This window comes from Lysobacter lycopersici, assembly GCF_007556775.1.
Lineage (GTDB): Bacteria > Pseudomonadota > Gammaproteobacteria > Xanthomonadales > Xanthomonadaceae > Pseudoluteimonas > Pseudoluteimonas lycopersici.
Map to the genome: position 1 here is coordinate 751648 of NZ_CP041742.1, position 25186 is coordinate 776833.

The 25186-nt window shown below is 65.1% G+C and carries 22 protein-coding genes; 13 read left to right on the forward strand and 9 right to left on the reverse strand.

Going from position 1 to position 25186, the window contains the following annotated elements:
• Positions 1–141: 141 nt before the first annotated feature.
• Positions 142–2229: an alkaline phosphatase D family protein gene (locus FNZ56_RS03895; protein ID WP_143878586.1), complete on the forward strand. Its 2088-nt coding sequence runs from the start codon at positions 142–144 to the stop codon at positions 2227–2229.
• A 30-nt stretch (positions 2230–2259) separates the two neighbouring features.
• Here FNZ56_RS03895 and FNZ56_RS03900 read toward each other — a convergent pair whose 3' ends face one another.
• Positions 2260–2625: a DUF6164 family protein gene (locus FNZ56_RS03900; RefSeq protein ID WP_143878587.1), complete on the reverse strand. Its 366-nt coding sequence runs from the start codon at positions 2623–2625 to the stop codon at positions 2260–2262.
• Between the two features lie 57 nt (positions 2626–2682).
• Between FNZ56_RS03900 and trmY the strand changes: the two genes are divergently transcribed.
• Positions 2683–3279 carry a tRNA (pseudouridine(54)-N(1))-methyltransferase TrmY gene (trmY, locus tag FNZ56_RS03905; RefSeq protein WP_143878588.1) on the forward strand — a complete coding sequence of 199 codons (597 nt, stop codon included), beginning with the start codon at positions 2683–2685 and terminating at the stop codon, positions 3277–3279.
• A 109-nt stretch (positions 3280–3388) separates the two neighbouring features.
• Here the strand turns inward: trmY and FNZ56_RS03910 are convergent, their stop codons facing one another.
• Positions 3389–3895 carry an REP-associated tyrosine transposase gene (locus FNZ56_RS03910; RefSeq protein WP_143878589.1) on the reverse strand — a complete coding sequence of 169 codons (507 nt, stop codon included), beginning with the start codon at positions 3893–3895 and terminating at the stop codon, positions 3389–3391.
• 474 nt (positions 3896–4369) lie between these two features.
• Entirely contained in the window at positions 4370–5809 is a 1440-nt protein-coding gene (locus tag FNZ56_RS03915) for a M20/M25/M40 family metallo-hydrolase (RefSeq protein ID WP_143878590.1), read from the reverse strand.
• Positions 5810–6065: 256 nt separating this feature from the next.
• Between FNZ56_RS03915 and FNZ56_RS03920 the strand changes: the two genes are divergently transcribed.
• Complete coding sequence (locus FNZ56_RS03920; protein WP_143878591.1) at positions 6066–7046, forward strand: DNA cytosine methyltransferase; 981 nt, start codon at positions 6066–6068, stop codon at positions 7044–7046.
• 8 nt (positions 7047–7054) lie between these two features.
• Here the strand turns inward: FNZ56_RS03920 and FNZ56_RS03925 are convergent, their stop codons facing one another.
• From FNZ56_RS03925 to FNZ56_RS03935, 3 genes are all read right to left on the reverse strand, one after another.
• Complete coding sequence (locus tag FNZ56_RS03925) at positions 7055–7948, reverse strand: hypothetical protein (protein WP_143878592.1); 894 nt, start codon at positions 7946–7948, stop codon at positions 7055–7057.
• A 5-nt stretch (positions 7949–7953) separates the two neighbouring features.
• A complete protein-coding gene (locus tag FNZ56_RS03930) occupies positions 7954–9024 on the reverse strand; it encodes a ParB N-terminal domain-containing protein (protein WP_143878593.1) in 1071 nt (356 codons plus the stop codon).
• 67 nt (positions 9025–9091) lie between these two features.
• On the reverse strand, positions 9092–12688 hold the full coding sequence (locus FNZ56_RS03935) for a methylmalonyl-CoA mutase family protein (RefSeq protein WP_143878594.1): 3597 nt from the start codon (positions 12686–12688) through the stop codon (positions 9092–9094).
• 108 nt (positions 12689–12796) lie between these two features.
• On the opposite strand from FNZ56_RS03935, the gene FNZ56_RS03940 reads away from it, so the two are divergent.
• The 9 genes from FNZ56_RS03940 (at position 12797) to FNZ56_RS03980 (ending at position 21890) form a co-directional block, all read left to right on the forward strand.
• A complete protein-coding gene (locus FNZ56_RS03940) occupies positions 12797–14062 on the forward strand; it encodes a 2OG-Fe(II) oxygenase (protein ID WP_143878595.1) in 1266 nt (421 codons plus the stop codon).
• 231 nt (positions 14063–14293) lie between these two features.
• Positions 14294–15394 carry a Glu/Leu/Phe/Val dehydrogenase dimerization domain-containing protein gene (locus FNZ56_RS03945; RefSeq protein ID WP_143878596.1) on the forward strand — a complete coding sequence of 367 codons (1101 nt, stop codon included), beginning with the start codon at positions 14294–14296 and terminating at the stop codon, positions 15392–15394.
• 206 nt (positions 15395–15600) lie between these two features.
• Entirely contained in the window at positions 15601–16758 is a 1158-nt protein-coding gene (locus FNZ56_RS03950) for an isovaleryl-CoA dehydrogenase (protein WP_143878597.1), read from the forward strand.
• 88 nt (positions 16759–16846) lie between these two features.
• Positions 16847–18022, forward strand: coding sequence for a thiolase family protein (locus FNZ56_RS03955; protein ID WP_143878598.1), 1176 nt, complete (start codon positions 16847–16849; stop codon positions 18020–18022).
• A gap of 120 nt (positions 18023–18142) precedes the next feature.
• Positions 18143–18508, forward strand: coding sequence for a hypothetical protein (locus FNZ56_RS03960; RefSeq protein ID WP_143878599.1), 366 nt, complete (start codon positions 18143–18145; stop codon positions 18506–18508).
• A 198-nt stretch (positions 18509–18706) separates the two neighbouring features.
• The gene (locus FNZ56_RS03965) at positions 18707–19111 is read left to right on the forward strand and encodes a hypothetical protein (RefSeq protein ID WP_143878600.1); all 405 of its coding nucleotides are present in this window, start codon (positions 18707–18709) and stop codon (positions 19109–19111) included.
• Between the two features lie 164 nt (positions 19112–19275).
• The gene (locus FNZ56_RS03970; RefSeq protein ID WP_143878601.1) at positions 19276–20883 is read left to right on the forward strand and encodes a carboxyl transferase domain-containing protein; all 1608 of its coding nucleotides are present in this window, start codon (positions 19276–19278) and stop codon (positions 20881–20883) included.
• A gap of 141 nt (positions 20884–21024) precedes the next feature.
• Positions 21025–21540: a bactofilin family protein gene (locus tag FNZ56_RS03975; protein ID WP_143878602.1), complete on the forward strand. Its 516-nt coding sequence runs from the start codon at positions 21025–21027 to the stop codon at positions 21538–21540.
• The gene (locus FNZ56_RS03980; RefSeq protein ID WP_143878603.1) at positions 21537–21890 is read left to right on the forward strand and encodes a hypothetical protein; all 354 of its coding nucleotides are present in this window, start codon (positions 21537–21539) and stop codon (positions 21888–21890) included. Before FNZ56_RS03975 ends, FNZ56_RS03980 begins: the two co-directional genes overlap by 4 nt.
• 3 nt (positions 21891–21893) lie before the next feature.
• Here FNZ56_RS03980 and FNZ56_RS03985 read toward each other — a convergent pair whose 3' ends face one another.
• Genes FNZ56_RS03985 through FNZ56_RS03995 form a run of 3 tightly spaced genes read right to left on the reverse strand, consistent with a single transcriptional unit; the run spans position 21894 to position 24273 of the window.
• Entirely contained in the window at positions 21894–22133 is a 240-nt protein-coding gene (locus FNZ56_RS03985) for a DUF6587 family protein (protein WP_143878604.1), read from the reverse strand.
• A complete protein-coding gene (gene feoB / locus FNZ56_RS03990) occupies positions 22133–24028 on the reverse strand; it encodes a ferrous iron transport protein B (protein WP_143878605.1) in 1896 nt (631 codons plus the stop codon). Before feoB ends, FNZ56_RS03985 begins: the two co-directional genes overlap by 1 nt.
• Complete coding sequence (locus FNZ56_RS03995) at positions 24025–24273, reverse strand: FeoA family protein (protein WP_143878606.1); 249 nt, start codon at positions 24271–24273, stop codon at positions 24025–24027. Before FNZ56_RS03995 ends, feoB begins: the two co-directional genes overlap by 4 nt.
• 127 nt (positions 24274–24400) lie before the next feature.
• Here FNZ56_RS03995 and FNZ56_RS04000 point away from each other — a divergent pair, with 127 nt between their 5' ends.
• Entirely contained in the window at positions 24401–25186 is a 786-nt protein-coding gene (locus FNZ56_RS04000) for an enoyl-CoA hydratase-related protein (RefSeq protein ID WP_143878607.1), read from the forward strand.

Here is a 25186-nt window from a genome sequence, read left to right on the forward strand (position 1 = left end):
CACTTGCCTCGCATCGGGCCAGGGCCGTCCGTCTCCCGGCGACCGAAGGCCATACCGACTTCCGGCACGTTCATCGATACCCGGCCGGGCCTAGCGTTGCGGCGTTCGATCCGGCGCATCCGGCGCCACCAAGGGGCCGACATGCCGAAGCTCGATCGCCGCGACTTCCTGAAACTCGCCGCCGCGCTGGGCGCGACCCTGGCCTGGGGTTGCACGACGGTGAAGCCGTCATCGAGCGGATGGCGCGAACGCCGCGACCTGTTTCCGCATGGCGTCGCCTCCGGCGATCCCGACGCCGACAGCGTGCTGCTGTGGACGCGACGCCCGTACGCGGACGGACGCGAGAGCGCGTTGCTGTTGGTCGAAGTGGCGGAGGATCCGGCGTTCGCGCGCGTGATCGCGACGACTTCCGCGAAGGTGCAGGCCGCGTCCGACTGGACCTGCCGCGTGTTGGTCGGACACCTGCCGCCAGCCGGCGAATACTGGTACCGCTTCGTGGACGACGAAGGCAACGGCAGCCGCATCGGCCGCACGCTCACCGCGCCACGGCCCGATGATCCGCGTCCGAGCAAGTTCGCCTTCGTCAGCTGCCAGTGCCTGCCCGAAGGCTACAACAACGGCTATCGGCGGATGATCCACGAAGACGAGCAGGCAACTCCCGACGAACGCATCGGCTTCGTCCTGCACCTGGGCGACTTCATCTACGAAGTGGTGCAGTACCCCGACCAGGCCAAGAACGGCCGCTTCGATCGCAAGCTCACGTTCCCGATCAAATATCCGAAGGGCAAGGTCGTCGCCAACAACCGCTTCTGGGTGCCGGACTCGCTCGAGGACTATCGCGTCGCCTACAAGGCCTACCTGCTCGATCCGGACCTGCAGGATGCGCGCGCGCGCTGGCCCTTCGTGTGCATCTGGGACAACCACGAAATCTCGTGGAACGGCTGGCAGTCGATCCAGGAATTCGCCGGCACCGACGGCTGGGTGGCCGGGCAAAGGCTCAAGGTTGCCGGAAACCAGGCATGGTTCGAATTCCAGCCGGCGCGCGTGCTGCCGCCGGGCAGCAAGCTCGACACCTTCAACGCGCCCACCGTGCAGGACGTGGTACTGAAACCCACCGACTTCGACGACACCGGCCTGGGCACCGAGCCCAACAACCTCGCCGCGATCGACAGCCTGATCATCTATCGCGCCTTGCGCTGGGGCCGGCACATCGACCTGCTGCTCACCGACAACCGCAGCTTCCGCTCGCGCGATCCCGGCAACCGCGAAGAAATCGGTCCGCTGTTCGAAGGCGATACGCTCGGCTTCGTCCCCGAAGAGTTGTGGGGGCCGGTCGACGCCGGCCGCGCGTTCAACGGTGGCCATCCGCCGGCGAAGCTCACGTTCGGCGACAAGAGCGTGGACAACTACCGCGTCGCCGAAGCGCCGCAGTCGATGCTGGGCGCGAAGCAGAAGGCCTGGTTCCTCGACAGGCTGCGCAATGCACAGGCCACCTGGAAGGTCTGGGGCAACTCGCTGGGCACGCTCGACACGCGCATCGACCCGCAGAACCTGCCGCCCGAAGCAGGTACGTGGAAGGGCAAGGGCTACGGCCTTATGAGCGTCTACGACTGGGGCAGCGTGTGGCACGAGCGCGCGGAGATCTACGACACGGTGCGCGATGCCGGCGTGACCGGCCTGGTCATCGTCGCCGGCGATCGCCACAGCTTCTGGGCAGGTTACGCAGCCAAGGCCTTGCCGCCCGCCGCCTTCGAGCCGGTGGGCGTCAGCTTCGTGGGTGGCTCGATGAGTTCCGTCGGCGGCGCCGAGGCCAACGAGTACACCCAGAAGAAGGAAAACAATCCGACCCGCGCCCTGTACATCGCCGAAGACAAGGATGGAAAGCCGCAAGCCACCGAGAACCTGACGCTGCGCCACGGCGTGCGCTCGGCGTTCGAGTACGCCGCTTCGAAGGACGTGCAGAAGGCGCTGGCGGTGCGCAATCCCGAATTGGCGCCGCACCTGACCTTCGTCGACAACGGCGGCCACGGCTACGCGACCGTGCGCTGCGACGCCGACAGGATGGTCACCGAGTTCGTGTGCATCCCGCGCCCGATCGCGCGCGCTCCGGGCAACGACGGCGGCCCGCTGCGCTATCGCGTGCGCCACGAAGTGCCGCTATGGAAAGCCGGCGAGCACCCGCGGATGACGCAGACGGTGGTGGAGGGGGACGTCGGACTGTCGGTGTAGGCGCGACGCGGCGTCGCTTCGCGACCGGCTTCAACCGCGCAACAGCAGCACCGGCAACGCGACCAGGCCCAGCAGGCAGATGATGGCGAGGACCGTCAACGCCACGCGCAGCGGTTGCTCGCGCAGCACCGTGCGGAACGTCTCCGCGCTGCCGTCGCGCCGGGCCGCCGCGTATTCGGCACGCACGCGCGCGCTGCGCTGCGCCTGGTAGTCGGCCATCAGCCGCTTGGCTTCGGCGATCTCCGCGTTCTCCTTCACGAAGATGCCGCCGGCGATGATTCCCCACGCGCTCGCCGGGGTTTCGTAGAACGCGATCCGGTGCGCGTCGAGCATGGCGCGCACGTCGTCGGCCTCGTCGTCGGGCACGTTGCGCAGGTTGAGCAGCAGCTTGGCCATGGCCGGATGATAACGTGGTGCCCGCGATCCCCTGTCGACGGATCGACCGGGACAGGCATGCGCACCTTCGTACTCAGGGCACGGGCGGCGCCCACCGACAGCCGCAAACTGCTGGAATCCGTCGGGACCGAGGCGCACGCCGAAATCCTCGCGCACACGCTGATGAACGCCATCTTCGTGGCGCAGTCGCATCGCACCGAAGTCGTGGTGTTCCTGGTGCTGGAAAGCACCGCGGATTATTCGCGCACGATCCGCTTCGAAGCCGACGCCATGCACGACATCGGCGGCTTCGATGAACGTTCCCTGCTCGGCAAGGTCGGCAAAGCGCTGGATGCGTCCGTCGGCATGGGCAAGGACGAAACCCGGCCGGTCGAATCCGGCGTGACCGTGCGCACGACGAGCTTCGAACGACTGGTACAGGAACTCGCGATGGATCACCAGTTGTTCGTGATGGACCGCAAGGGCACGCCGATCCGCGATCAGCCGTTCGGCGACAACCCCTGCTTCCTGCTCACCGACCACATCCCGATGCCGAAGAACACCTTCCACACGCTCGATCGCCTCGGCGCGCAGAAGATCTCGCTCGGGGCGAAGATGCTGTTCGCCTCGCAGTGCGTGGTGCTGGTCCACCACGAACTCGACCGCAGGGAATGAGGTTCGCCGGCCGGCGCACCGCCGACCGGGATCAGGGCCGTAGGGTGGAACCGCCGAAGGCGATTCCACCATCGCGCTTCATGGCGGAAACCGCTACGCGGATTCCGCCCTACGGGTCTGCGGCCCAATCCAACGAATACGCACCGCGCTCCACCCACGCGCGAAACGAGGAATGCGGCCAATCCGCGGCGCGGACGGCGTGTCCGTGCTTTACGGGATTGAAGTGGATGTATTCGACATGCCGGCGCAGGTCGTCCTCGTCGCGGACCAGGTGTTCCCAGTAGCGTCGTTGCCAGATGCCGCGTTCGCCACGGCGAAGGCGCACGGCGGTACGGGTTTCGTGCCGTGCGATGCCTAGCGAAAAATCGGTGCGGATGCGGCGCCAGCGAGTGGCGAAATCGCCGTCGCCTGGCGGCAGGCGCCATAGCCAGTGCATGTGCTCCGGCATCACTACCCAGGCCAGTACCGAGAATGGCCGCCGCGCACGTTCCATTGCCATGCAGCGCCGCAGCAACTCGATCTCGCGCACCAGCAGGTCGTTGCCGCGTCGCTGCAGCAGGTTCACCGTGAAGAACCACGTTCCTCCCGGCATCCATGCGCGTCGATAGTTCGGCATTCCGGTTTCCGGGCGATTCGACGCCAACATCGCCTCGCAAACGCAGGAGCGACATCAGCCGAATCCCGATCCGGCGTAGGAAAACACCGCGTAGGGCGGAACCTCCCGCAGGGAGATTCCGCCTATTCCGACGATTCCGCGATCCAAGGCGGAAACCGCTATGCGGGTTCCGCCCTACGTGGGTCCGCGTCTATTCCGCCATCGCGACAAACCACGATCCCCGCGGGGAAACGGCGGAAACCGCTACGCGGGTTCCGCCCTACGTGTTTCGTCGATTATTCCGTGAACCCGTAGGGTGGAACCTCCCGCAGGGAGATTCCGCCATCGTCGGAAACCCGGGCATCCGCGCAAGAAAACGGCGGAAACCGCTCCGCGGGTTCCGCCCTACATGTTTCGTTGATTATTCCGCGAACCCGTAGGGTGGAACCTCCCGCAGGGAGATTCCACCATCATGACGAGATGTCGCGTCGCCGGTTACTCCGCCAGCGCCTTCACCAGGTCGGTGAGGTAATCGCGGCCGACGTACACCGCGCGCACTTCCAGCCGTTCGTTGAGGCCGTGCACGCCGTTGCCGTCGGGGTCGCCCCAGGAGCCGGGCACGCCGTAGGTCGGGATGCCCACCGCCGACAGGTACAGGCCGTCGGTCGCGCCGGTGGACATCGACGGGATGACCGGCACGCCGGGCCAGTATTTCTCGCTGAGCTTTTCGATCGGGCCGATGATCGCCGGGTCGAGCGCGGGCATCTTCGCCAGCGGCTTGTCCTTGCGCGCCTGGTCGATGGCAATCGCCGGGTTGCCGATGACCTCGGCGAGCTGCTGCTGGATTTCGGCCGGCGTATGCCCGGGGAAGATGCGGCAATTGACGTTGGCCTCGACCCGTTGCGGCAGCGCGTTCAGCGCGTGCCCGCCCTCGATCATCGTCGCGACGCAGGTCGTGCGCAGCATCGAGTGGTAGGCCCGGTCGGTGTTGACCAGCGCCGCGGCCTTGGCATCGTTCGGGTCCTTGGCCAGCGCGATCATCGCGTTGCCCAGCGCGTCCTTGCGCGCGGCGCCGGCGCGATCGAAGAACACGCGGGTGGTGTCGCTGAATTCCTGCGGGAACTCGTGGTCGCGGACCTTCAGCAGCGCCTCGCTCATCGCGTAGATCGCGTTGTCGCGCACCGGGATCGAGCTGTGCCCGCCGGGATTGGTGGAGACGAACTTGTAGTCCTGGTAGATCTTTTCGCCGACCTGGATGGACTGGTCGATGATGTGGCCCTTGCCGTCGGTGTCGCCGCCGCCGCCCTCGTTGAGGGCGAACGCGGCGTCGATGAGGTCGCGCTTGTGGTTGGCGAGGTATTGCGCGCCGTTGAACGCGGTGTCGGTTTCCTCGCCGCAGGTCAGGGCCATCTTCACCGTGCGCGCGGGTTTGTAGCCGGACTGCTGGAAGCGGATGAGCATGTCGGCCCAGGTCGCGGCCATGAATTTGTCGTCGGCGATGCCGCGGGCATAGTAGTAGCCGTTCTCCTCGACCAGTTTGTAGGGGTCGCGCACCCAGTCGGCGCGCTTGGCGGCGACGACGTCGATGTGGGCGAGCAGGAGCATGGGTTTGAGGGTGGCGGAGGTGCCGGGGTAGACGGCGACGATGCCGCCTTCCTTGGGGTGTTCGGGGACGGAGAACAGGGTGATCTGGTCGTCGCCGAAGCCGGCGGCCTTGAGGCGTTCGGCGATCTGGGCGGCGGCCTGGGTGCAGCCGCCGTTGGCGGGGTCGTCGACTGAGGTGATGGAGGTGTCGGTTTCGACCAGTTGCTTGTAGAGGTCGAAGAATTGTTTCTGGTCGGGGCGAAGCTCGCCCATTTTTCCGGTGGGCACCTGAGCCTGGACCGAACCGGCCACGAACATGGCGGCGGCAGCCGCAAGCAATGCGAATTTCATGAGCTTCTCCCGAATTGGTCCCCTGCCCCATTCTTGACCTCTGCCGGGCCGAAAGAATGGGAAGGAGGTCATGCCCGCAAAAATGTTGACCCAAACATTTCCCTGTGGCGCATAGGGCGTGCCTCTGCTGGCTCACTGGCGTGAATTGCTGCGGCACTTGCGGTCGGCTAGTCTTGGCCACACGCTAGCCGGGGAACCACGGCCTCATATACCTCCGGCTCTGTTCTTTTGCGGGCAAACGTGGAAAATTTGCCGTATGAAATCCAACGCCCGACTGAACACAAGCGGACAAAAGCGCCGCCCTAAGGCTCGGGCAGTTAGCCTATTTTCTGGTTGTGGCGGGTCCGATCTCGGCCTCCACCAAGCAGGATTTGAAGTAGTGATGGCGAATGACATCTTGGCTTACGCCAAAGATGTCTACGAAGCCAATCTTCCTGATACCAACTATGTTCTCGGCGATGTGCGAGAAGTAGATAGTTTTCCATCGGCGCAGTTGCTCGTGGGCTGTTATCCATGTCAGGGCTACAGTCAAGGCGGTGCCCGTGAAGCCGACCGTGGCATCAATTACCTATTTGCGGAGTTTGGGCGCGCATTGCGCGCGATTCGACCGAAAGCATTTATTGTCGAAAATGTGTCTGGCCTTATGCGCGCAGACAATGCGCCGTTATTCCAGCGACAGATCCGCAACTTCCGTCAAGCCGGATACCACGTGACGTGGAAGCTGTTGAATGCAGCTGACTTTGGCGTAGCGCAAGATCGCGCACGGGTAATAATTGTCGGTCTACGGTCGGACTTCGGGCTAAAGTATGAATTTCCAACGCCGACTCATGGTCCGAATGCGCTTTTGCCGTACAAAACGATCCGAGAGGCATTAGCAGGGTTACCGGACTGGCCGGAAGGCGAATTCAATATCGAACCCTTCCACTGGTACTATCTGTCACGAAATCGGCGCCGAGAGTGGAACGAAACATCTAAAACAATCGTGAGTCGTGCGCGACACATGCCATTGCACCCACTTTCACCGCCCTTGATTTGCAAAGGGCCCGATCACTTCGAGTTCATGCATGATGGTCCGGCTCGACGCTTTAGCTATCGCGAGGCTGCACGCTTACAAGGCTTTGGCGACTTGGAGTTTCCAGATAGTTGTGGCATGCACACCCGTTACAAGGTTATTGGGAATGCGGTCCCCCCGGCGCTGTTCAAAGCTGTCGCCAGTTCTTTGCCGAATATTTGGTAGGCTGAGTTTTATACAAGGGGCAGCCGTTCTATCAAGAATTCTTGCAGGTAATCTGGGGCCTGAATAGTTGCCCAGTCTACATCTGGCCCGAGTGGAATAACGATGCGAAGCCTATCGAACAGAATTGTTCTACCTAGATCACCCTCTACCGCCCACTTTCCAAGATTGTCACGGAAGCTCTGAGGAATCATCAGCGCTTGCATCCAGGGATGTGAGGCATGAATCTGATTGCCAAGACGATCCCCAGAAATTTCTGTTTGCTTGCTAACCCATTGATCGCGAGAGCAAGCACATTGACCAAGAAGCGCGGGGATGTTGCGGCGCTCATGATCATCGAGTGGCAACGCTGCCATCAAATCAATCCCACCATCGCCAGTGTCTCGCCCTCTGAACGTATGCTCTGTGCATGCACCACGCCCACCGATGTCGATAGCAAGCTGATTGATTCGACTCCATTTCTGGCCCGTGTAGTCTGTCAAATTCTTGCCGAAAGGACGAACAACGCCTTTCAAAGGCCAGATCGCCTTAATTGCGAGTAGGGAAATGCGTTCAAAAACAGAAGTGAGCGCTAGAATCTCAGAACGTATGAATGGCAGATTCGCACATAAGAGTAGAAGCACATAAAGCCGTTGCCAATTGGAAAGGTCATCCGGCGCGCGCAGTGTTCGACCCTCAGGAACGACAAACGGATAGGCTTCGGAGTAAGCCATTGCACGCCATTCCAACTGGCTGAAGCAATCTTCTAGCTCGTTATCTTCAATCCTTACATCGCCTACGTCGCGAATCCGATCTCGGATACTCTCACGACTACAAATACGGTCCGCACTGAGCAAGCAAAGAAGCTCTGCATAGTCAGCCAACGTATGCGAATCACGATCTCTCGGGCGGTCAAGGTCAACCATCCGCCTCACTCACCGGTCATTAAAGAATTAAGAGAACCCGCAAGTGCCGCAGCGGCTTTGCGAATACGATCAGCTTGCGAGACATCGTTTTCATCAAACCCTTCGGCGAAGCTCAAGGAATCCTGCGCACTTCGGATGTTGTTTTCTGCAAGATGCATAAATTTACGGACCGCTTCTAGCGGGCCACTAGTTAGCAGATCAGCTTCTTCGAGAGTGGCCCCGCTACGCAAGGTGGCCACCGCTCGCTCATTGGCAACAACACGCGCTAACTTGTCAAAATTGCGGGATTCCCCCAAAACACTCTTCGCGCCATAGCGCTTATCGAAAACCCAAGCAAAAAATTCTCCGAACTCGTCTACTTTTAGATTTGCCGCATCTACATCCGCAGCATTAGCAATGCCAATGAAACGCGCGATGTTTTCGTAACCAATACCAGTTGTCAAAAGTGAGAACGGAACATCCTCTTCTCTAAGTCGGAGCGCATTAAGCAACCCAACATCCCTTGCGCGATCCAATAGCGTAAGACCAGTAAGAAGCTTTGCCACCTGCGCGGAATTGCTTCCAATCTCTTTCGCCAGAATTTTATGCGCCTCGGTGTGGTTTAACTCACTATATCGTTCGCGCAGCTGCCGCAAATAACGAGCCTTCGCGAGATGATTCCACTCTTTGATCCCCGTAATATGTCGATAACCAAGATAACTAAGGATTTCCGAGCGTTTATCGAAAATTAAAACCGGTATGGAATCGGGATGATGCTTCGCAGTTTCCTGCGCCTCTTTTACCTGCTTGGGTTGCACAGGGGGGATAGCTCCAGGCTGCAGGAGCTTGAGTGCACCTAATCGCCGATTCCCTTCGACGACGATATACCCGCCTTCTTCTCTCCGTACCGCCAACAAAGGTTCGCCTTCGAAATAGCCTTGCTCACCGATTGAGAGCATTAACTCAATCAGATTAGCCTCAAGCAGTAGATACTGCAGGACCGCCGGATCATCCGCACGATTCAAGGTCTCAGGTAGGCGCGGGTTCTCCGGGTCAAAGTGCAACTCGCCTAACTTAAGGGTCTCTAATTTAGCCATATTGATTCAGATCCCCATTGAAATATTGATCTTGCTTGTGACGGCTATACCGAATGTTTGTCCAGCGCTACATATTGCGACGATATTCACCACCCACATCGTACAACGCATGGCTGATCTGCCCGAGGCTGTGCGTCTTCACCGCCTCCATCAGCGCCACGAACACATTCCTGCGGTCGCGCGCCGTCTTCTGCAGATAAGCCAACCCGTGGCCATCGTGCGCCTCGCCCTCCACCGTCGCATCCTCGATCACGTGCGCGTGGTCCGTCTCGCCCACCGGCGCCAGCGGATTCCGGTTCTCCTGGTACGCCCGCACGTTCGCGATCTGCTGGCCCTTCTCCTCTTCCGTCGAACGGATCAGCTCGATCTCCGTCGCGATCTCGCCGCCGTGTTCCTTCGGCAGGAACGTGTTCACCCCCACCAGCGGCAGCGACCCGTCGTGCTTCTTGTGCTCGTAGTACAGCGACTCCTCCTGGATCTTGCCGCGCTGGTACATCGTGTCCATCGCGCCGAGCACCCCGCCGCGCTCGCTGATCGCCTCGAACTCCTTGTACACCGCCTCTTCCACGATGTCGGTCAGGTACTCGACCGCGAAACTGCCCTGCCACGGGTTCTCGTTGAAATTGAGGCCCAGTTCCTTGTTGATGATCATCTGGATCGCCACCGCGCGCCGCACCGACTCCTCGGTCGGCGTGGTGATCGCCTCGTCGTAGGCGTTGGTGTGCAGCGAATTGCAGTTGTCGAACAGCGCGTACAGCGCCTGCAGCGTGGTGCGGATGTCGTTGAACTGGATTTCCTGCGCGTGCAGGGACCGGCCGCTGGTCTGGATGTGGTACTTCATCATCTGCGAACGCTCGTTCGCGCCGTAGCGCTCGCGCATGGCGCGCGCCCAGATGCGCCGCGCGACGCGGCCGATGACGGTGTATTCCGGGTCCATGCCGTTGCTGAAGAAGAACGACAGGTTCGGCGCGAAGTCGTCGATCTTCATCCCGCGCGCGAGGTAATACTCGACGATGGTGAAGCCGTTGCTCAGGGTGAAGGCGAGCTGCGAGATCGGGTTCGCGCCGGCTTCGGCGATGTGGTAGCCGGAGATCGAGACCGAATAGAAGTTGCGCACCTTGCGGTCGACGAAATACTGCTGGATGTCGCCCATCATCCGCAGCGCGAATTCGGTGCTGAAGATGCAGGTGTTCTGCGCCTGGTCCTCCTTGAGGATGTCGGCCTGCACGGTGCCGCGCACGGTCGAAAGCGTTTCCGCCTTGATGCGTTCGTAGGTCTCGGCATCGACCAGCTGGTCGCCGGCGACGCCGAGCAGCCCGAGGCCGAGGCCGTCGTTCCCGGCCGGCAGATCGCCGTGGTAGGTCGGACGCTCGCGGCCTTCGAAGATCTTCGCGATCTTCTTTTGCGCATCCGCCCAACGCGCGTCATCGGCCTTCAGGTATTTCTCCACCTGCTGGTCGATCGCGGTGTTCATGAACATCGCGAGGATGATCGGCGCGGGGCCGTTGATGGTCATCGAGACCGAGGTGGTCGGCGCGCACAGGTCGAAACCGGAATACAGCTTCTTCATGTCGTCGAGCGTCGGGATGTTGACGCCGGAGTTGCCGATCTTGCCGTAGATGTCCGGGCGCGGCGCCGGGTCCTCGCCGTACAGGGTGACGCTGTCGAACGCGGTGGACAGGCGCGCGGCGGGCAGGCCGACGCTGAGGTAGTGGAAGCGGCGGTTGGTGCGTTCGGGCGTGCCCTCGCCCGCGAACATGCGGATCGGGTCCTCGCCGGTGCGGCGGTAGGGATACACGCCGCCGGTGTAGGGATAGGAACCGGGCAGGTTTTCCTTGCCGAGGAACACCAGCAGCTCGCCCCAGGACTTGTACGTGGGCGCGGCGATCTTCGGCACCTTCTGGTGCGACAGCGATTCGCGGTAGTTCTCGACCTTGATCGCCTTGCCGCGCACTTCGTATTCGGTCGTGTCGTCGGTGATCGACTTCAGCCGCGCCGGCCATTCGCGCAGGCTGCGCAGCGATTCGGTGGTCAGCGCCTGCACCGCGTCGTTGTAGCGTTGGCGCAGGGTGAGGAGGCTGCGATCCACCGTGGGAGCGACGGAAGTCGCGACTGCCGTCGCTCCCACAAGATCGTCTGCGGCATACAACTCCAGTTGCTTGGGCAACTTCGCATCGCCGAGTTCCTGCAGCGCCTGCCAGAACGCCTGCGCGCGGTCGGCGGCTTCGGCCTGCTTGTTGATGCCGGCGTTGATCGCCCTGCCCTGCTCGGCGATTTCGGCGAGGTAGCGCACGCGCGCGCCGGGGATCAGCACGGTGGCGCGCGGTTCCTTCAGCGTGGTGTCGATGCGCGGCGTCCATTTGTCCGCCGGCAGCGACAGCTTTTCGCGCAGCAGGCGGCACAGGTTCGCGAACATCCAGCTGATGCCGGGGTCGTTGAACTGGGAAGCAATCGTCGGGTAGACCGGCACGTCCTCGTCCGCGGTCTTGAACGCGGCGTGGTTGCGCTTCCACTGCTTGCGCACGTCGCGCAGCGCGTCCTCGGCGCCGCGCTTGTCGTACTTGTTCAGCACGATCAGCTCGGCGTAGTCGATCATGTCGATCTTCTCGAGCTGCGAGGCCGCGCCGTAGTCGCTGGTCATCACGTACATCGGGAAATCGACCAGGTCGACGATCTCGGAATCCGACTGGCCGATGCCGGCGGTCTCGACGATGACCAGGTCGTAGGCCAGCGACTTGAGGAACGCGATGCAATCCTTGAGCACGGCGTTGGTCGCGACGTTCTGTCGGCGCGTGGCCATCGAGCGCATGTACACGCGGTGGCTGCGCAGCGAATTCATGCGGATGCGGTCGCCGAGCAGCGCGCCGCCGCTGCGGCGCCGCGTGGGATCGACCGAAATCACCGCGACCCGCATCTTCGGGAAGCTGGCGAGGAAGCGGTTCAGCAGTTCGTCGGTGACGCTGGACTTGCCCGCGCCGCCGGTGCCGGTGATGCCGATGACGGGCGCGGAGCGCCGGTCGCGGGACTCGGGACTCGGGACTCGCGACTCGGAGGGGATTCCGGAGTTCCACTGCCTGCGCAGGAGCGCCAATTCCGATTCGGAAAATTCGCCGTCCTCGATGGCGGAAAGCATTCGGCCGATGGCGATTTCATCGTCCATCGACGGCTTCGAGCCTGCCTGCGAGTCCCGAGTCCCGAGTCCCGAGTCCCGGCTCTCTCCGGCGCGCACCACCACGTCCTCGATCATCTCCACCAGCCCCATCTTCATGCCGTCGTTGGGGTGGTAGATGCGCTCGACGCCGTAGGCCTCGAGTTCGCGGATTTCCTCGGGCGTGATCGTGCCGCCGCCGCCGCCGAACACGCGCACGTGCGGCGCGCCGCGTTCCTTGAGCATGTCGACCATGTACTTGAAGTACTCGACGTGGCCGCCCTGGTAGCTGGACAGGGCGATGGCGTCGGCGTCCTCCTGCAGCGCCGCGCGCACCACGTCCTCGACGCTGCGGTTGTGGCCGAGGTGGATGACCTCCGCGCCCTGCGCCTGGATCAGCCGGCGCATGATGTTGATCGCTGCGTCGTGGCCGTCGAACAGGCTGGCGGCGGTGACGAAGCGCAGCGGCTGGGGCTGCGGTTGGCGATCGGACAGGGTCTCGGCGGGACTGCTCATCGGCGCGCTCGCGGGCATTCTCGATTGATCCCGGATTGTAGCGCGGGGCCCGGAACGCCCCGCCCGGATCCGCCGATTGCCGGCTGCGAACTGGATTATTCTCGGGAAATGGAGGACGCCGGACTCGCCACGCTTCGCGCTGCAGCCGCATCGGGCGATCCGGAAGCGCTGTACCGGCTCGGCAATGCCCTGGTGCAACGACGCGAGATGGAGGAAGCCTGCGCCCACCACGCCCGCGCCGCTGCGGCCGGGCATGCCCCGGCCCAGATCGAATACGCGCGGATGCTGCTCTACGGCATCGGCGCGGAGCCGGCGGCCGGACAGGCCGTGCACTGGCTGCAGCGCGCCGAACAGGCCGGCAATGCGGTCGCCGCCTACTACCTCGCGCTGGTCGCGATCGGCGGCGTGGCGCTTCCGCGCGACGAAGCGATGAACCATCGCCTGCAGGCGGCCGTGCGCGCGGGCTTCCCGCCCGCGATGCGCGCCGCAGCCATCCATTTCGGCCGCAAGCCGCATCCGGAAGACCAGCGCCTGTGCATGCGCCTGCTGCACGATGCCGCGGTGCGCGGCGATGCCTCGTGCGCCGCGCTGCTGGCGGAACGCCTGGCCCTCGGCGAAGGCGTGCCCGCGGACCCGTCGGCCGCCGCGCGCCTGCGCGCGGCAGGCGTGCCGGCGTTGCCGCGGCTCGCGGCGTCGACGCCCCGGCAGATGCCCTGCGAAGCCCGCACCCTGGAATTGCGCGACGCCCTGTTCGCGCCATCGCCGGAAACGCGCAGCCGGCGGCCGTACGTCGCCGTCGTCGACGACCTGCTTTCGGCCGACGAATGCCGGTTGTTGACCGCCACCGCGCAGCCGGCCCTGCGGAAATCGATGGTCAACGATCCGCGAACCGGCGAAAACGTCGCCAACCCGATACGCACCAGCAGCGAAGCCGGCATCGATCCGGTTTCCGAAGACCTGGCATTGCGCATCGTGCAGGTCAGGCTCGCCGCGGCGGCGGGTGTCGACCTGGCGAACGCGGAACAGCTGATCGTCCTGCGCTATGCACCCGGGGAGGAATACCGGCCACACCGCGACTACATCACTCCGCGCGCACTGGAAGAGGACAATCCCGGCGCCGGCAACCGCACACGCACGATCTGCGTCTATCTGAACATCCCGGAAGCCGGCGGGGAAACCGAATTCCCGATGGCCGGCATCCGCGTCGCGCCGAAACCCGGGCGCGCGCTCGTCTTCGACAACATGATCTTCGACGACCAGCACCCCGACGGGCAGCTGGACCCGGACAGCCTGCACGCGGGCCTGCCGGTGCAACGCGGCGAAAAATGGCTGGCCACGCTGTGGTTGCGGCAACGCCGCTACCGTCGTTTCTGAAACCGGACGCGGCGACGCGGCTGGATGCGCCGCTTCGGCAATGGCCGCATTCCCCGGCGATTCCCGGGCCGGGAACGCGCGAACCGCCCCTTCCAAGCCCGTCCCGGCCGATTCCTTTAGAATGCCGGCCCTTGGCCGCGGCCCCCGCCTGATTCCGGGGAAAATCCGCGGATTCCCGACCCGATCCCGACGCCGCGCAATCTGCGTGGCAGGCGCATTCCGGAGCCAGCGATGATCTTCGAAACCCTCGATACCACCGGCCACGAGCAGGTCGTCTTCTGCCACAACAAGGACGCAGGCCTGAAAGCCATCATCGCGATCCACAACACCGTGCTCGGGCCCGCGCTCGGCGGCACCCGCATGTGGCCGTACAAGAGCGAGGACGAGGCGCTGAACGACGTGCTGCGCCTGAGCCGCGGCATGACCTACAAGAACGCGGTCGCCGGCCTGAACATCGGCGGCGGCAAGGCGGTGATCATCGGCAACCCGGCCACCGACAAGTCCGAGGCGCTGTTCCGCGCGTTCGGCCAGTTCGTCGAATCGCTGGGCGGCCGCTACATCACCGCCGAGGACGTCGGCATCGACGTCAACGACATGGAATACGTGTACCGCGAGACCGAGTACGTCACCGGCGTGCACCAGGTCCACGGCGGTTCCGGCGATCCCTCGCCGTTCACCGCCTACGGCACGTTGCAAGGCCTGATGGCCACGCTGCAGCGCACCTACGGCAACGAGGAAGTCGGCAAGTACAGCTACGCGGTGCAGGGTCTGGGCCACGTCGGCATGGAATTCGTGAAGCTGCTGCGCGAGCGCGGCGCCAAGGTGTTCGTCACCGACATCAACAAGGCGCTGGTCGACAAGGCGGTGGACGAGCACGGCGCCGAGGCGGTGGGCCTGGACGACATCTACGACGTCGCCGCCGACGTGTACTCGCCGTGCGCGCTGGGCGGCACCGTCAACGAGGCCACCCTGCCGCGGCTGAAGGCGAAGGTGATCTGCGGCGCGGCCAACAACCAGCTCGCCAACAACGCCATCGGCGACGAAGTCGAGAAGCGCGGCATCGTCTACGCGCCGGATTACGCGGTGAACGCGGGCGGCGTGATGAACGTGGCGCTGGAACTCGACGGCTACAACCGCGAACGCGCGATGCGCATGATGCGCACGATCTACCACAACCTTGCGCGCATCTACGAAATCAGCGAACGCGACGGCATCCCGACCTACCGCGCCGCCGACCGCCTCGCCGAGGAGCGGATCGAGGCGATCGGCAAGCTCAAGCTGCCGATGGGCCGCGGCACGCCGCGATTCCAGGGACGGATCCGGGGGCATTGATTCCCGACTTCGCCGTGAATCACCCAAAGTTTGCAAACAAACTTTGGGCCTCATGCTTCACTGCCACATCCCCCGCCGCTTCGCGGCTGCCCCCTTGACTCAAGGGGGCGAAGGCCGCGCTTCACGAATCAAGCGATAATCGGACGGGGCTTCGGCCCCGTCCTCGTTTTGCGTACCAAGAACCCGAACCACGAAGGCTGATCCCGATGCGTGCATTCCCCCTCGGCGAAGACATCGATGCCCTGCGCGACGCGGTCCGCCGCTTCGCCGAAAGCGAGATTGCGCCGCGCGCGGCGAAAATCGACGAGGACAACTGGTTCCCGCAGGACCTGTGGACCAAGCTCGGCGAAATGGGATTGCTCGGCATGACCGTACCGGGTGAATACGGCGGCAGCGACATGGGCTACCTCGCCCACCTCGTCGCGATGGAGGAGATCTCGCGCGCTTCGGGTTCGGTCGGACTGAGCTACGGCGCGCATTCCAACCTCTGCGTCAACAACCTCTACGCGAACGGCAACGAGGCGCAGCGAGCGAAATACTTGCCCAGGCTGTGCAGCGGCGAATGGAAGGGTGCGCTGGCGATGAGCGAACCAGGCGCCGGTTCCGACGTGGTCGGCTCGATGTCCTGCCGCGCGGAATTGCGCGACGGCCAGTGGATCGCCAACGGCAACAAGATGTGGATCACCAACGGCCCCGAGGCCGACGTGCTGGTGGTGTACATGCGCACCGCCGGCAAGGACGCGGGCAGCAAGTGCATGACCGCCTTCATCGTCGAGAAGGGCATGAAGGGTTTTTCCACCGCGCAGAAGCTGGACAAGTTCGGAATGCGCGGCTCCAACACCTGCGAGCTGGTGTTCGAGGATTGCGAAATCCCGGCCGAAAACGTGCTCGGCGAAGTGAACCACGGCGTCAGGGTGCTGATGTCGGGCTTGAACACCGAACGCCTCGTGCTCAGCGGCGGCCCCATCGGCCTGATGCAGGCGGCGCTCGACATCGCCCTGCCCTACGTGCGCGAACGCAGGCAGTTCGATGCGGCCATCGGCACCTTCGGCATCATGCAGGCGAAGATCGCGGACATGTACACCGCGCTGCAGTCCTCGCGCGCGTTCGCCTACCAGGTCGCGCGCGATTACGACGCCGGCCACAAGAGCCGCATCGATGCGGCCTCCTGCCTGTTGCACGCGAGCGACGCCGCGGTGCAGGTCGCGCTTGAAGGCATCCAGGCGCTGGGCGGCAACGGCTACATCAACGAATTCCCCACCGGCCGCATCCTGCGCGACGCCAAGCTCTACGCCATCGGCGCCGGCACCAACGAAATCCGCCGGATGCTGATCGGGCGCGAACTGTTCGCCGGCCATTCCTGAGCCTGGCCGGCGATTTGCCGCAGCGCAACATGCGGCGCCATAATCGGGTGAACGGGGCGAGCCGCCCCGGCCGCACCAGGAGTCCCTCGTGAGCGACGTCGTCATCGTCGGTGCCAAGCGCACCGCCATTGGTTCCTTCCTCGGCCAGTTCACCGGCGTTCCCACGCCCGCCCTCGGCACCGCGGCGATCCGCGGCGCGCTGGAACACGCCGGCCTCGCCGCCGATCAGGTGGACGAAGTGATCATGGGCTGCGTGCTGCCTGCCGGCCTCGGCCAGGCGCCGGCACGGCAGGCCTCGCGTGGCGCCGGCGTCCCCGACGCCGCCGGCTGCACGACCATCAACAAGGTCTGCGGCTCGGGCATGAAGGCGGTGATGTTCGCGCACGACATCATCAAGGCCGGTTCCGCGAACGTCGTCGTCGCCGGCGGCATGGAATCGATGACCAACGCGCCGCACCTGCTCAACGGTTCGCGCACCGGCATCCGCTACGGCAGCGCCGAGATGCTCGACCACATGGCGTGGGACGGCCTGACCAATCCCTACGACGGCAAGGCGATGGGCGTGTTCGGCGACGCCGCCTGCGCCAAGTACGGTTTCGATCGCGCCGCCATCGATGCGTTTTCGACCGAAAGCGCCCAGCGCGCGCAAGCGGCTTCGACATCCGGCGCGTTCAAGGACGAAATCGTTCCGGTGACGGTGCAGGGCCGCAAGGGCGAAACCGTGGTCGATACCGACGAGGAGCCGGGCAGGATCGACGTGGCCAAGATCCCCGCGCTGCGCCCGGCCTTCGGCAAGGAAGGCGTGCTCACCGCCGCATCGTCCTCGAAGATTTCCGATGGCGCCGCCGCGACCGTGCTGATGTCCTCCGACGAAGCCGCTCGGCGCGGGCTGAAGCCGATCGCGCGCATCGTCGCGCACGCGACGCATGCGCAGGCGCCGGAATGGTTCACGACCGCGCCGGTGGCCGCGATCAAGAACGTGCTCGACAAGGCCGGCTGGAAGGTCGGCGACGTGGACCTGTTCGAAATCAACGAAGCCTTCGCCTGCGTGGCGATGGCGCCCATGCACGATCTCGACATTCCCCACGACAGGCTGAACGTCAACGGCGGCGCGTTGGCGCTCGGGCATCCCATCGGCGCTTCCGGCGCGCGCCTGATCGTGACCTTGCTGCACGCCCTGAAGGCGCGTGGCGGCAAGCGTGGCGTGGCGTCGCTGTGCATCGGCGGCGGCGAAGCCACGGCGGTCGCCGTCGAGATCGCGTGAAGGGCTCGCTGACGGAATAACGAAAAAAAACCGGACAAACGCTTGACACGCGAAATACGCTTGTCATCATGTTCGACGCGCAATTGCGCTTTGCCATCACCATCGACGAGGAAGAATCAAATGACCATGAACAAGGCCCTGATCGCCCTGGCTCTGGGCTTCGCTCTGGCCGCGTGCTCCAACAGCCAGCAGGCCGCCGATTCGGCTGCCGACGCCCAGCAGGCCGCCACCGACGCCCAGCAGACCGCTGATGCCACCGCCGCCACCGGCGACCAGGCCGCTGCCGACGCTGCCCAGGCTTCCGCCGACGCTGCCGCCCAGGCTGCCGACGCCGCCGCCACCTCGGCCGACGCCGCTGCCGCCGCCCCGACCGCCGACAAGGCCGATGCCGCTGCCGACGCCGCCGAGCAGGCCGCCGACGCCGCCGACCAGGCCAAGGACGCCGCCGCCGACGCCGCCACTTCGGCCGACGAAGGCAAGAAGTAAGATCTTCGAGTTCCAGGAATTACCGAGAGGTCAATTTCTGTTTCGCGAAACTGGAAGGGCCGCCGGTTTTCCGGCGGCTTTTCCGTAAGCCCCGCCCCTTGATCCATGGGTGGCCCGCCGGCGGATACCGGCCAGCAGCGCGCACAGGCGTTGCCTGACAGCAACACAACCCTCAGACAACTCCTCCGGAGACAACACATGAACACCAAGCTCTTCGTCCTCCTCGCCGCTGGCGTGCTGGCCCTGTCGGCCTGCAACAAGGAAGCTTCCGATTCCGCCGCCCAGGCCGCCGATTCCGCCGCCCAGGCCGCCGACGCTGCCGGCGACGCCGCCAACGCCGCGACCGACGCCGCCGGCCAGGCTGCCGACGCCGCGGGCGATGCCGCCGCCGCCGCGACCGACGCGACCGCCACCGCCGCCAGCGATGCCGCCGCCACCGCGACCGACGCCGCCGGCGACGCCGCCGCCGCCGCGACCGATGCCGCTGGCCAGGCTGCCGACGCCGCCAAGGGCGCCGCTGCCGACGCGACCCAGGCCGCCGCCGACGCCGCCCAGAACGTTGCGGACAAGGCGCAGGACGCCGCCGACGCCGCCAAGAAGTAATCGGCGCGCAACGCAGCACCTCGAAAGGCCCGCTTCGGCGGGCCTTTCCTTTTGGCGTGTCGCCCGCTTCGGCGGACCTTCGCGTTTTCCGCGCGGCCGTATCGCGGGCTCCCGGAGCGACGCTGCGGTTATCCTGTCGCTTCGCACGCATCGACGACGCCCGCATGCCCGCGCTGACCACGCAGATCGACATCCGCTCGCAGGATTTCGCCGACAACGCCTCCTTCCATCGCGAACTGGTCGCCGAGCTCGACCGCCGGCTCGCGCGCGCCGCGGACGGCGGCGGCGAGAACGCCCGCGCCAAGCACACCGAACGCGGCAAATTGTTGCCGCGCGATCGCATCGTCGCCCTGCTCGATCCGGGCTCGCCCTTCCTTGAGATCGCCCCGCTCGCCGCCGAAGGCATGTACGACGACGCCGCGCCCGCCGCCGGCATGGTCTGCGGCATCGGCCGGGTCATGGGTCAGGAAGTCGTGGTCGTGGCGAACGATGCCACGGTGAAGGGCGGCACCTACTTCCCGATGACGGTGAAGAAGCACTTGCGCGCGCAGGAGATCGCGCGCGAGAACCGCCTGCCGTGCATCTACCTCGTCGATTCCGGCGGTGCCTTCCTGCCGCTGCAGGACGAAGTCTTCCCGGACAGGGAACACTTCGGCCGCATCTTCTACAACCAGGCGCGATTGAGCGCGGAAAACATCCCGCAGATCGCGGTGGTGATGGGCAGTTGCACCGCCGGCGGCGCCTATGTGCCGGCGATGAGCGACGAAAGCATCATCGTCAAGGGACAGGGCACGATCTTCCTCGGCGGCCCGCCGCTGGTGAAGGCCGCGACCGGCGAAGTGGTCGATGCCGAAACCCTCGGCGGCGCCGACGTGCACACCAGCATCTCGGGCGTCGCCGACCATTTCGCCGAAGACGATCGCCACGCGCTCGAGATCGCGCGCGGCATCGTCGGTTCGCTCAACCGCAACAAGTCGCTGCCCGTCGCCACGCAACCGTCGCGCGAACCGCTGTACGCAAGCGAGGAGCTGTACGGCATCGTGCCCAAGGACGCGCGCCGCCCGTTCGACATCCGCGAAGTGATCGCGCGAATCGTCGACGCCTCGGATTTCCAGGAATTCAAGGCGCGCTACGGCAAGACGCTGGTCACCGGATTCGCCCACCTGCATGGCTACCCGGTCGGCATCGTCGCCAACAACGGCATCCTGTTCTCGGAAAGCGCGCTCAAGGGCGCGCACTTCATCGAACTGTGCAACCAGCGCGGCATCCCGCTGGTGTTCCTGCAGAACATCACCGGCTTCATGGTCGGCAGGAAATACGAACAGGCCGGCATCGCCAAGGACGGCGCGAAAATGGTCACCGCCGTCGCATGTTCGAGCGTGCCGAAGTTCACCGTGGTCATCGGCGGCAGTTTCGGCGCCGGCAATTACGCGATGTGCGGACGCGCGTACGGCGCGCGTTTCCTGTGGATGTGGCCGAACGCACGCATCAGCGTGATGGGCGGCGAACAGGCCGCGAGCGTGCTGGCCACGGTCAAGCGCGACGGCATCGAAGCCAAGGGCGGGAGCTGGAGCGCGGAGGAAGAAGACGCGTTCAAGGCACCGATCCGCGATCAGTACGAATCGCAGGGAAACCCGTACTACGCAAGCGCGCGGTTGTGGGACGACGGCATCATCGACCCGGCCGATACCCGCCGCGTACTTGGGCTCGGACTTTCCGCCAGCCTCAACGCGCCGATCGAACCCGCGAAGTTCGGCGTATTCAGGATGTAACCTCCCTGTCTTCAACAATGACGCGCACTTGGCGTCGGAAGTTGTGGCATTGCATCAAGAATTTGTCGTGGAAGCCGTGCTAGGCTCGGCCTCCCGCGTGAGCGCGGGCGTCTTCTGCATCCCCCGGAGGAAGTCACCAGCATGGCCATTTTCAACACCCCGCAACCCGCCGCGAAAAAGGATGTCGCGCCCTCGTTCGCCGCCGATCCGCTGCCGCCGCGCGATGCCGCGCCGACGCCGGCCGAATCGCCCGCAACGCAGCCCGCCACGGGCCCGCGCCCGGTCGCGAACACCGCGAAGGAATCGCTGATCGCCTCCGACCTCACCATCGAAGGCAAGATCGAAGGCAGCGGCCACGTCCGCATCGCCGGCCGCTTCAAGGGCGACGTCAACGTCCAGGGCGATCTCACCATCGAACCGGGCGCCAAGCTCGCCGGCGGCGTGCGCGCGAACAAGGTCACCGTGTCCGGCGAACTGGAAGGCAACATCGATTCCGCCTCGCAGGTCGAATTGACCAATTCCGGCGCCATCCACGGCGACCTCAAGGCCGACACGCTGACCGTCGCTTCCGGCTCGCGCATCCGCGGTCACGTCGAATGCGGCAACTGGGGCGACAAAGCCTCGGCCCGCAACGGCAGCGAACGCGGCAACGGGTGAAGGCCACGGCCCGCCCCGCCACCGCCGGAGCCACCCGCGCCTGTCCGCACTGCAAGGCGACCATCCTCGAAAGTGCGGCGGTCTGTCCTGCTTGCCGCGGCCACCTGCGCTACGACTCCGCGGCGCAGGCAGCCAACGCACCGGAAACGCATTCGCCCTTGCGCGTGGAAGGCGCGATCCGCCACCCGGGCGAAGGCCCGGCGTGGGAATACTCGATGTTGCTGACCATCCGCAACGCGCGCGGCGAGGAAGTCGCGCGCCAGCTGGTCGGCGTCGGTGCGCTGCAGCCGAACGAAGAACGCACGTTCACGCTTTCGGTGGAAGTTTCGGCGCCCGGGCGCCGGCGCTGATCTTCAGTCCGGGCCGCAGTTGTCGCAGCCGTCGCAGCCCTTGCCTGCGACGCGCGCTGGCGGCGCGATCGCACGACCGAGCGGCTTGAACCAGGCCGGCGCGCCTTCGCGCAACAACGGCAACGCCAATGCGATGCGCAGCCTGCGCGTCGCGTTCGGGAACTGCTTGCGCATCACCACCGCGATGCTTGCGACCACAGCGAGCGCGATCACCGCGTACTGCGCGAGCAGCCCCGTCGACATCAGCCGGCTCCCATCGCAACCGCGACCTGGTAAGTCACCAACGAAGCCGCGTAGGCGAGTCCGAACAGGTAAACCGTGGCCGCGGCCATCTTCTTCCACGAACCGGTTTCGCGCTTGATCGTGGCGAGCGTGGAAATGCAGCCCGGCGCGTAGATGAACCACACCAGCAGCGACAGCGCCGTCGCCACCGTCCAGCCCTGCGAAATCAGCGGCGACAAGGCCTGCGCCGCGGCATCGTCGGACACCGACAGCGCGTACACGGTCGCGAGCGATGACACCACGACTTCGCGTGCGGCCAGCCCGGGGATCAGCGCAATGCAGATCTGCCAGTTGAAACCGACCGGCGCGAACACCGCGGTCATCGCGTGGCCGATGCGGCCGGCCAAGCTGTAGTCGATCGCGGGGCCTGCGGCGCCCGCGGGTGCGCCCGGGAACGACAGCAGGAACCACAACAGGATCGTCAGCGCGAGGATGATGCCGCCGACGCGCTTGAGGAAGATCATCGCGCGTTCCCACAGGCCGATCAGCAGGTCGCGAGGATGCGGGATGCGGTACGAAGGCAGTTCCAGCAACAACGCGTGCTCGCTCTTGTCGCGTCGCCACTTCTTCATTACGAGTGATACAACGACGGCAGAGACAATTCCTGCTACGTAGAGCGTGAACAGCACCAGGCCTTGCAAATTGAACCAACCAACTTTTTGCGCCGGAATGAACGCGCTGATAAGCAAGTTGTATACAGGCAAGCGTGCACTGCAAGTCATCAAGGGTGCGACCAGGATCGTCGCAAGCCGGTCGCGCGGATCCTGGATCGAACGCGTGGACATGATCCCGGGGACTGCGCAGGCGAAGCTCGACAGCAGCGGGATGAAGCTGCGTCCGGAAAGACCGGCGGCCGCCATGCTGCGGTCGAGCAGGAACGCCGCACGCGGCAAGTAGCCGGATTCCTCGAGTGCAAGGATGAAGGCGAACAGGATCAGGATCTGCGGCAGGAAAACAATCACGCTGCCGGCACCTGCAATCACGCCATCGCATAACAGACTATTGAGCGGCCCTTGCGGGAGCAACACGCCGACCTGCTCGCCGAGCCACTTGAAACCTGCATCGATGCCATCCGAAAACGGCGTGGCCCATGCGTATACCGCCTGGAACATCAGGAACATCACTACGACAAAAGCCAGCAACCCGATCACGGGATTCAGCAGCCAGCGATCCAGCGCATCGTCGATCGCCGCGGTGCGCCGGGGCATGCTCACCGCCAGCGACAGCAGGCGTCGCACTTCGGCGTGCAGATCGGCATCGGCCGGCAAACCTGACGGCGCTTCGTGCGGCATCGCCACGGATGCCTCAAGCTGCTTCACCAGCGCATCGGCGCCACCGCGCTGCACGGCCACCGTTTCCACCACCGGCATGCCGAGTTCGCGCTGCAGCGCGTCCACGTCGATGGCGATGCCGCGCCGGCGTGCGGCGTCGGCCATGTTCAGCGCGACCAGCATCGGCTTGCCCTGCGCTCGCAGTTCCAGCACGAAACGCAGGTGCAGGCGCAGGTTGGTGGCATCGACCACGCACACCAGCAGGTCCGGCGCGGGTTCGCCGGGATAGAAGCCGCGGATCAGGTCGCGCGTCACCGCCTCGTCGAGGCTGGCCGCGTTGAGGCTGTAGGCGCCGGGCAGGTCGAGCACCGCGTAATGGCGGCCGGAGGGCGCGGTGAGCCGGCCTTCCTTGCGTTCGACGGTGACGCCGGCGTAGTTCGCCACCTTCTGCCGGCTGCCGGTGAGCTGGTTGAACAGCGCGGTCTTGCCGCAGTTCGGATTGCCGACCAGGGCGATGCGCGGATTCCCGGGATGCGTGCCCTTCGCATGCAGCCCCCGATCCGCGATGGCGACGGCGGCGTTCATGCGCCGCCCTCGTTGCTTCGCAAGCGAACGCGCGCGGCCTCGGCGCGACGCAACGCAAAACGGGTGAAGCCGACCTGCACCAGCAGCGGTTCGGCGCCGAGCGGGCCGGCCGCGACCACTTCGATCTGCTCGCCGGCGACGAAGCCGAGTTCGCGCAGGCGCCGCGCGATGGGATCGTTCGGCGCGCGCTCCTCCACGGCCTCGACGATGGCAGGCGTGCGCCGCGCGAGTTCGGTCAGGGTCATGGTTCGGGGCGCGTCGCCGGAGAATGGGAATTGTTCTCAATTCTAGCACCGGCCCGCGCCGGACCGACGTGTCGCACGCGGCCGCTATCATGGGCATTCATCCCGCACGCCCGGCCCGGACCAGCGCATGAGCGAAGCCCTGCAGTTGCACCACGACGGCCCGGTCGCCCGCCTGCGAATGGCCCGCGCGCAGGTGCACAACGCCTTCGATGCCGGGCTCATCGCCGACTTGACCGCTGCGCTGGAACGGATCGCGGCCGATGCGGCCGTGCGGGTGCTGGTGCTGGAAGCCGAAGGCGCGTCGTTCTCCGCCGGCGCCGACCTCAGCTGGATGCGCGGCATGGCCGCCGCCAGCGAAGCCGAGAACCGCGAGGACTCGCTTGCCCTCGCCCGCCTGATGCGCGCGCTGGACGAATTGCCGAAACCGACCATCGCCCGTGTACAAGGCGCGGCCTTCGGCGGCGGCGTCGGGCTGGTCGCCTGCTGCGACATCGCCATCGGCGTGCCGGAAGCGAAGTTCGGGCTGACCGAAGCCAAACTCGGCCTGCTGCCGGCGGTGATCTCGCCCTACGTCATCGCCGCGATCGGTGCGCGCAACGCGCGGCGTTATTTCGCCAGCGCGGAAATCTTCGACGCCGCCGAAGCGCTGCGCATCGGCCTGCTGCACCAGGTCGTGGCCGCCGATGCACTGGACGCCGCCGTACAGAAACAGATCGACCTGCTGCTGAAGGCGGGGCCCATCGCATCGGCCAGCGCCAAGCAACTCGTGCGCGATGTCGCCGCGCACGCCGATGGCGCGAAACACGATGCCGACAACGCCGCGCTGATCGCGAAACTGCGCGTTTCGCCGGAAGGACAGGAAGGCCTGTCGGCCTTCCTCGACAAACGCAAACCGAACTGGATCGTGGAATGA

Coding starts and splice junctions, on each gene's coding strand:
- FNZ56_RS03930 (WP_143878593.1), bottom strand. CDS start 9,024: ATGGCTAAATTAGAGACCCTTAAGTTAGGCGAGTTGCACTTTGACCCG.
- FNZ56_RS03965 (WP_143878600.1), top strand. CDS start 18,707: ATGAACACCAAGCTCTTCGTCCTCCTCGCCGCTGGCGTGCTGGCCCTG.
- FNZ56_RS03985 (WP_143878604.1), bottom strand. CDS start 22,133: ATGTCGACGGGGCTGCTCGCGCAGTACGCGGTGATCGCGCTCGCTGTG.
- FNZ56_RS03960 (WP_143878599.1), top strand. CDS start 18,143: ATGACCATGAACAAGGCCCTGATCGCCCTGGCTCTGGGCTTCGCTCTG.
- FNZ56_RS03910 (WP_143878589.1), bottom strand. CDS start 3,895: ATGCCGAACTATCGACGCGCATGGATGCCGGGAGGAACGTGGTTCTTC.
- FNZ56_RS03940 (WP_143878595.1), top strand. CDS start 12,797: ATGGAGGACGCCGGACTCGCCACGCTTCGCGCTGCAGCCGCATCGGGC.
- FNZ56_RS03950 (WP_143878597.1), top strand. CDS start 15,601: ATGCGTGCATTCCCCCTCGGCGAAGACATCGATGCCCTGCGCGACGCG.
- FNZ56_RS03925 (WP_143878592.1), bottom strand. CDS start 7,948: ATGGTTGACCTTGACCGCCCGAGAGATCGTGATTCGCATACGTTGGCT.
- trmY (WP_143878588.1), top strand. CDS start 2,683: ATGCGCACCTTCGTACTCAGGGCACGGGCGGCGCCCACCGACAGCCGC.
- FNZ56_RS03895 (WP_143878586.1), top strand. CDS start 142: ATGCCGAAGCTCGATCGCCGCGACTTCCTGAAACTCGCCGCCGCGCTG.
- FNZ56_RS03975 (WP_143878602.1), top strand. CDS start 21,025: ATGGCCATTTTCAACACCCCGCAACCCGCCGCGAAAAAGGATGTCGCG.
- FNZ56_RS03915 (WP_143878590.1), bottom strand. CDS start 5,809: ATGAAATTCGCATTGCTTGCGGCTGCCGCCGCCATGTTCGTGGCCGGT.
- FNZ56_RS03995 (WP_143878606.1), bottom strand. CDS start 24,273: ATGACCCTGACCGAACTCGCGCGGCGCACGCCTGCCATCGTCGAGGCC.
- FNZ56_RS03945 (WP_143878596.1), top strand. CDS start 14,294: ATGATCTTCGAAACCCTCGATACCACCGGCCACGAGCAGGTCGTCTTC.
- FNZ56_RS03920 (WP_143878591.1), top strand. CDS start 6,066: ATGAAATCCAACGCCCGACTGAACACAAGCGGACAAAAGCGCCGCCCT.
- feoB (WP_143878605.1), bottom strand. CDS start 24,028: ATGAACGCCGCCGTCGCCATCGCGGATCGGGGGCTGCATGCGAAGGGC.
- FNZ56_RS04000 (WP_143878607.1), top strand. CDS start 24,401: ATGAGCGAAGCCCTGCAGTTGCACCACGACGGCCCGGTCGCCCGCCTG.
- FNZ56_RS03900 (WP_143878587.1), bottom strand. CDS start 2,625: ATGGCCAAGCTGCTGCTCAACCTGCGCAACGTGCCCGACGACGAGGCC.
- FNZ56_RS03970 (WP_143878601.1), top strand. CDS start 19,276: ATGCCCGCGCTGACCACGCAGATCGACATCCGCTCGCAGGATTTCGCC.
- FNZ56_RS03935 (WP_143878594.1), bottom strand. CDS start 12,688: ATGAGCAGTCCCGCCGAGACCCTGTCCGATCGCCAACCGCAGCCCCAG.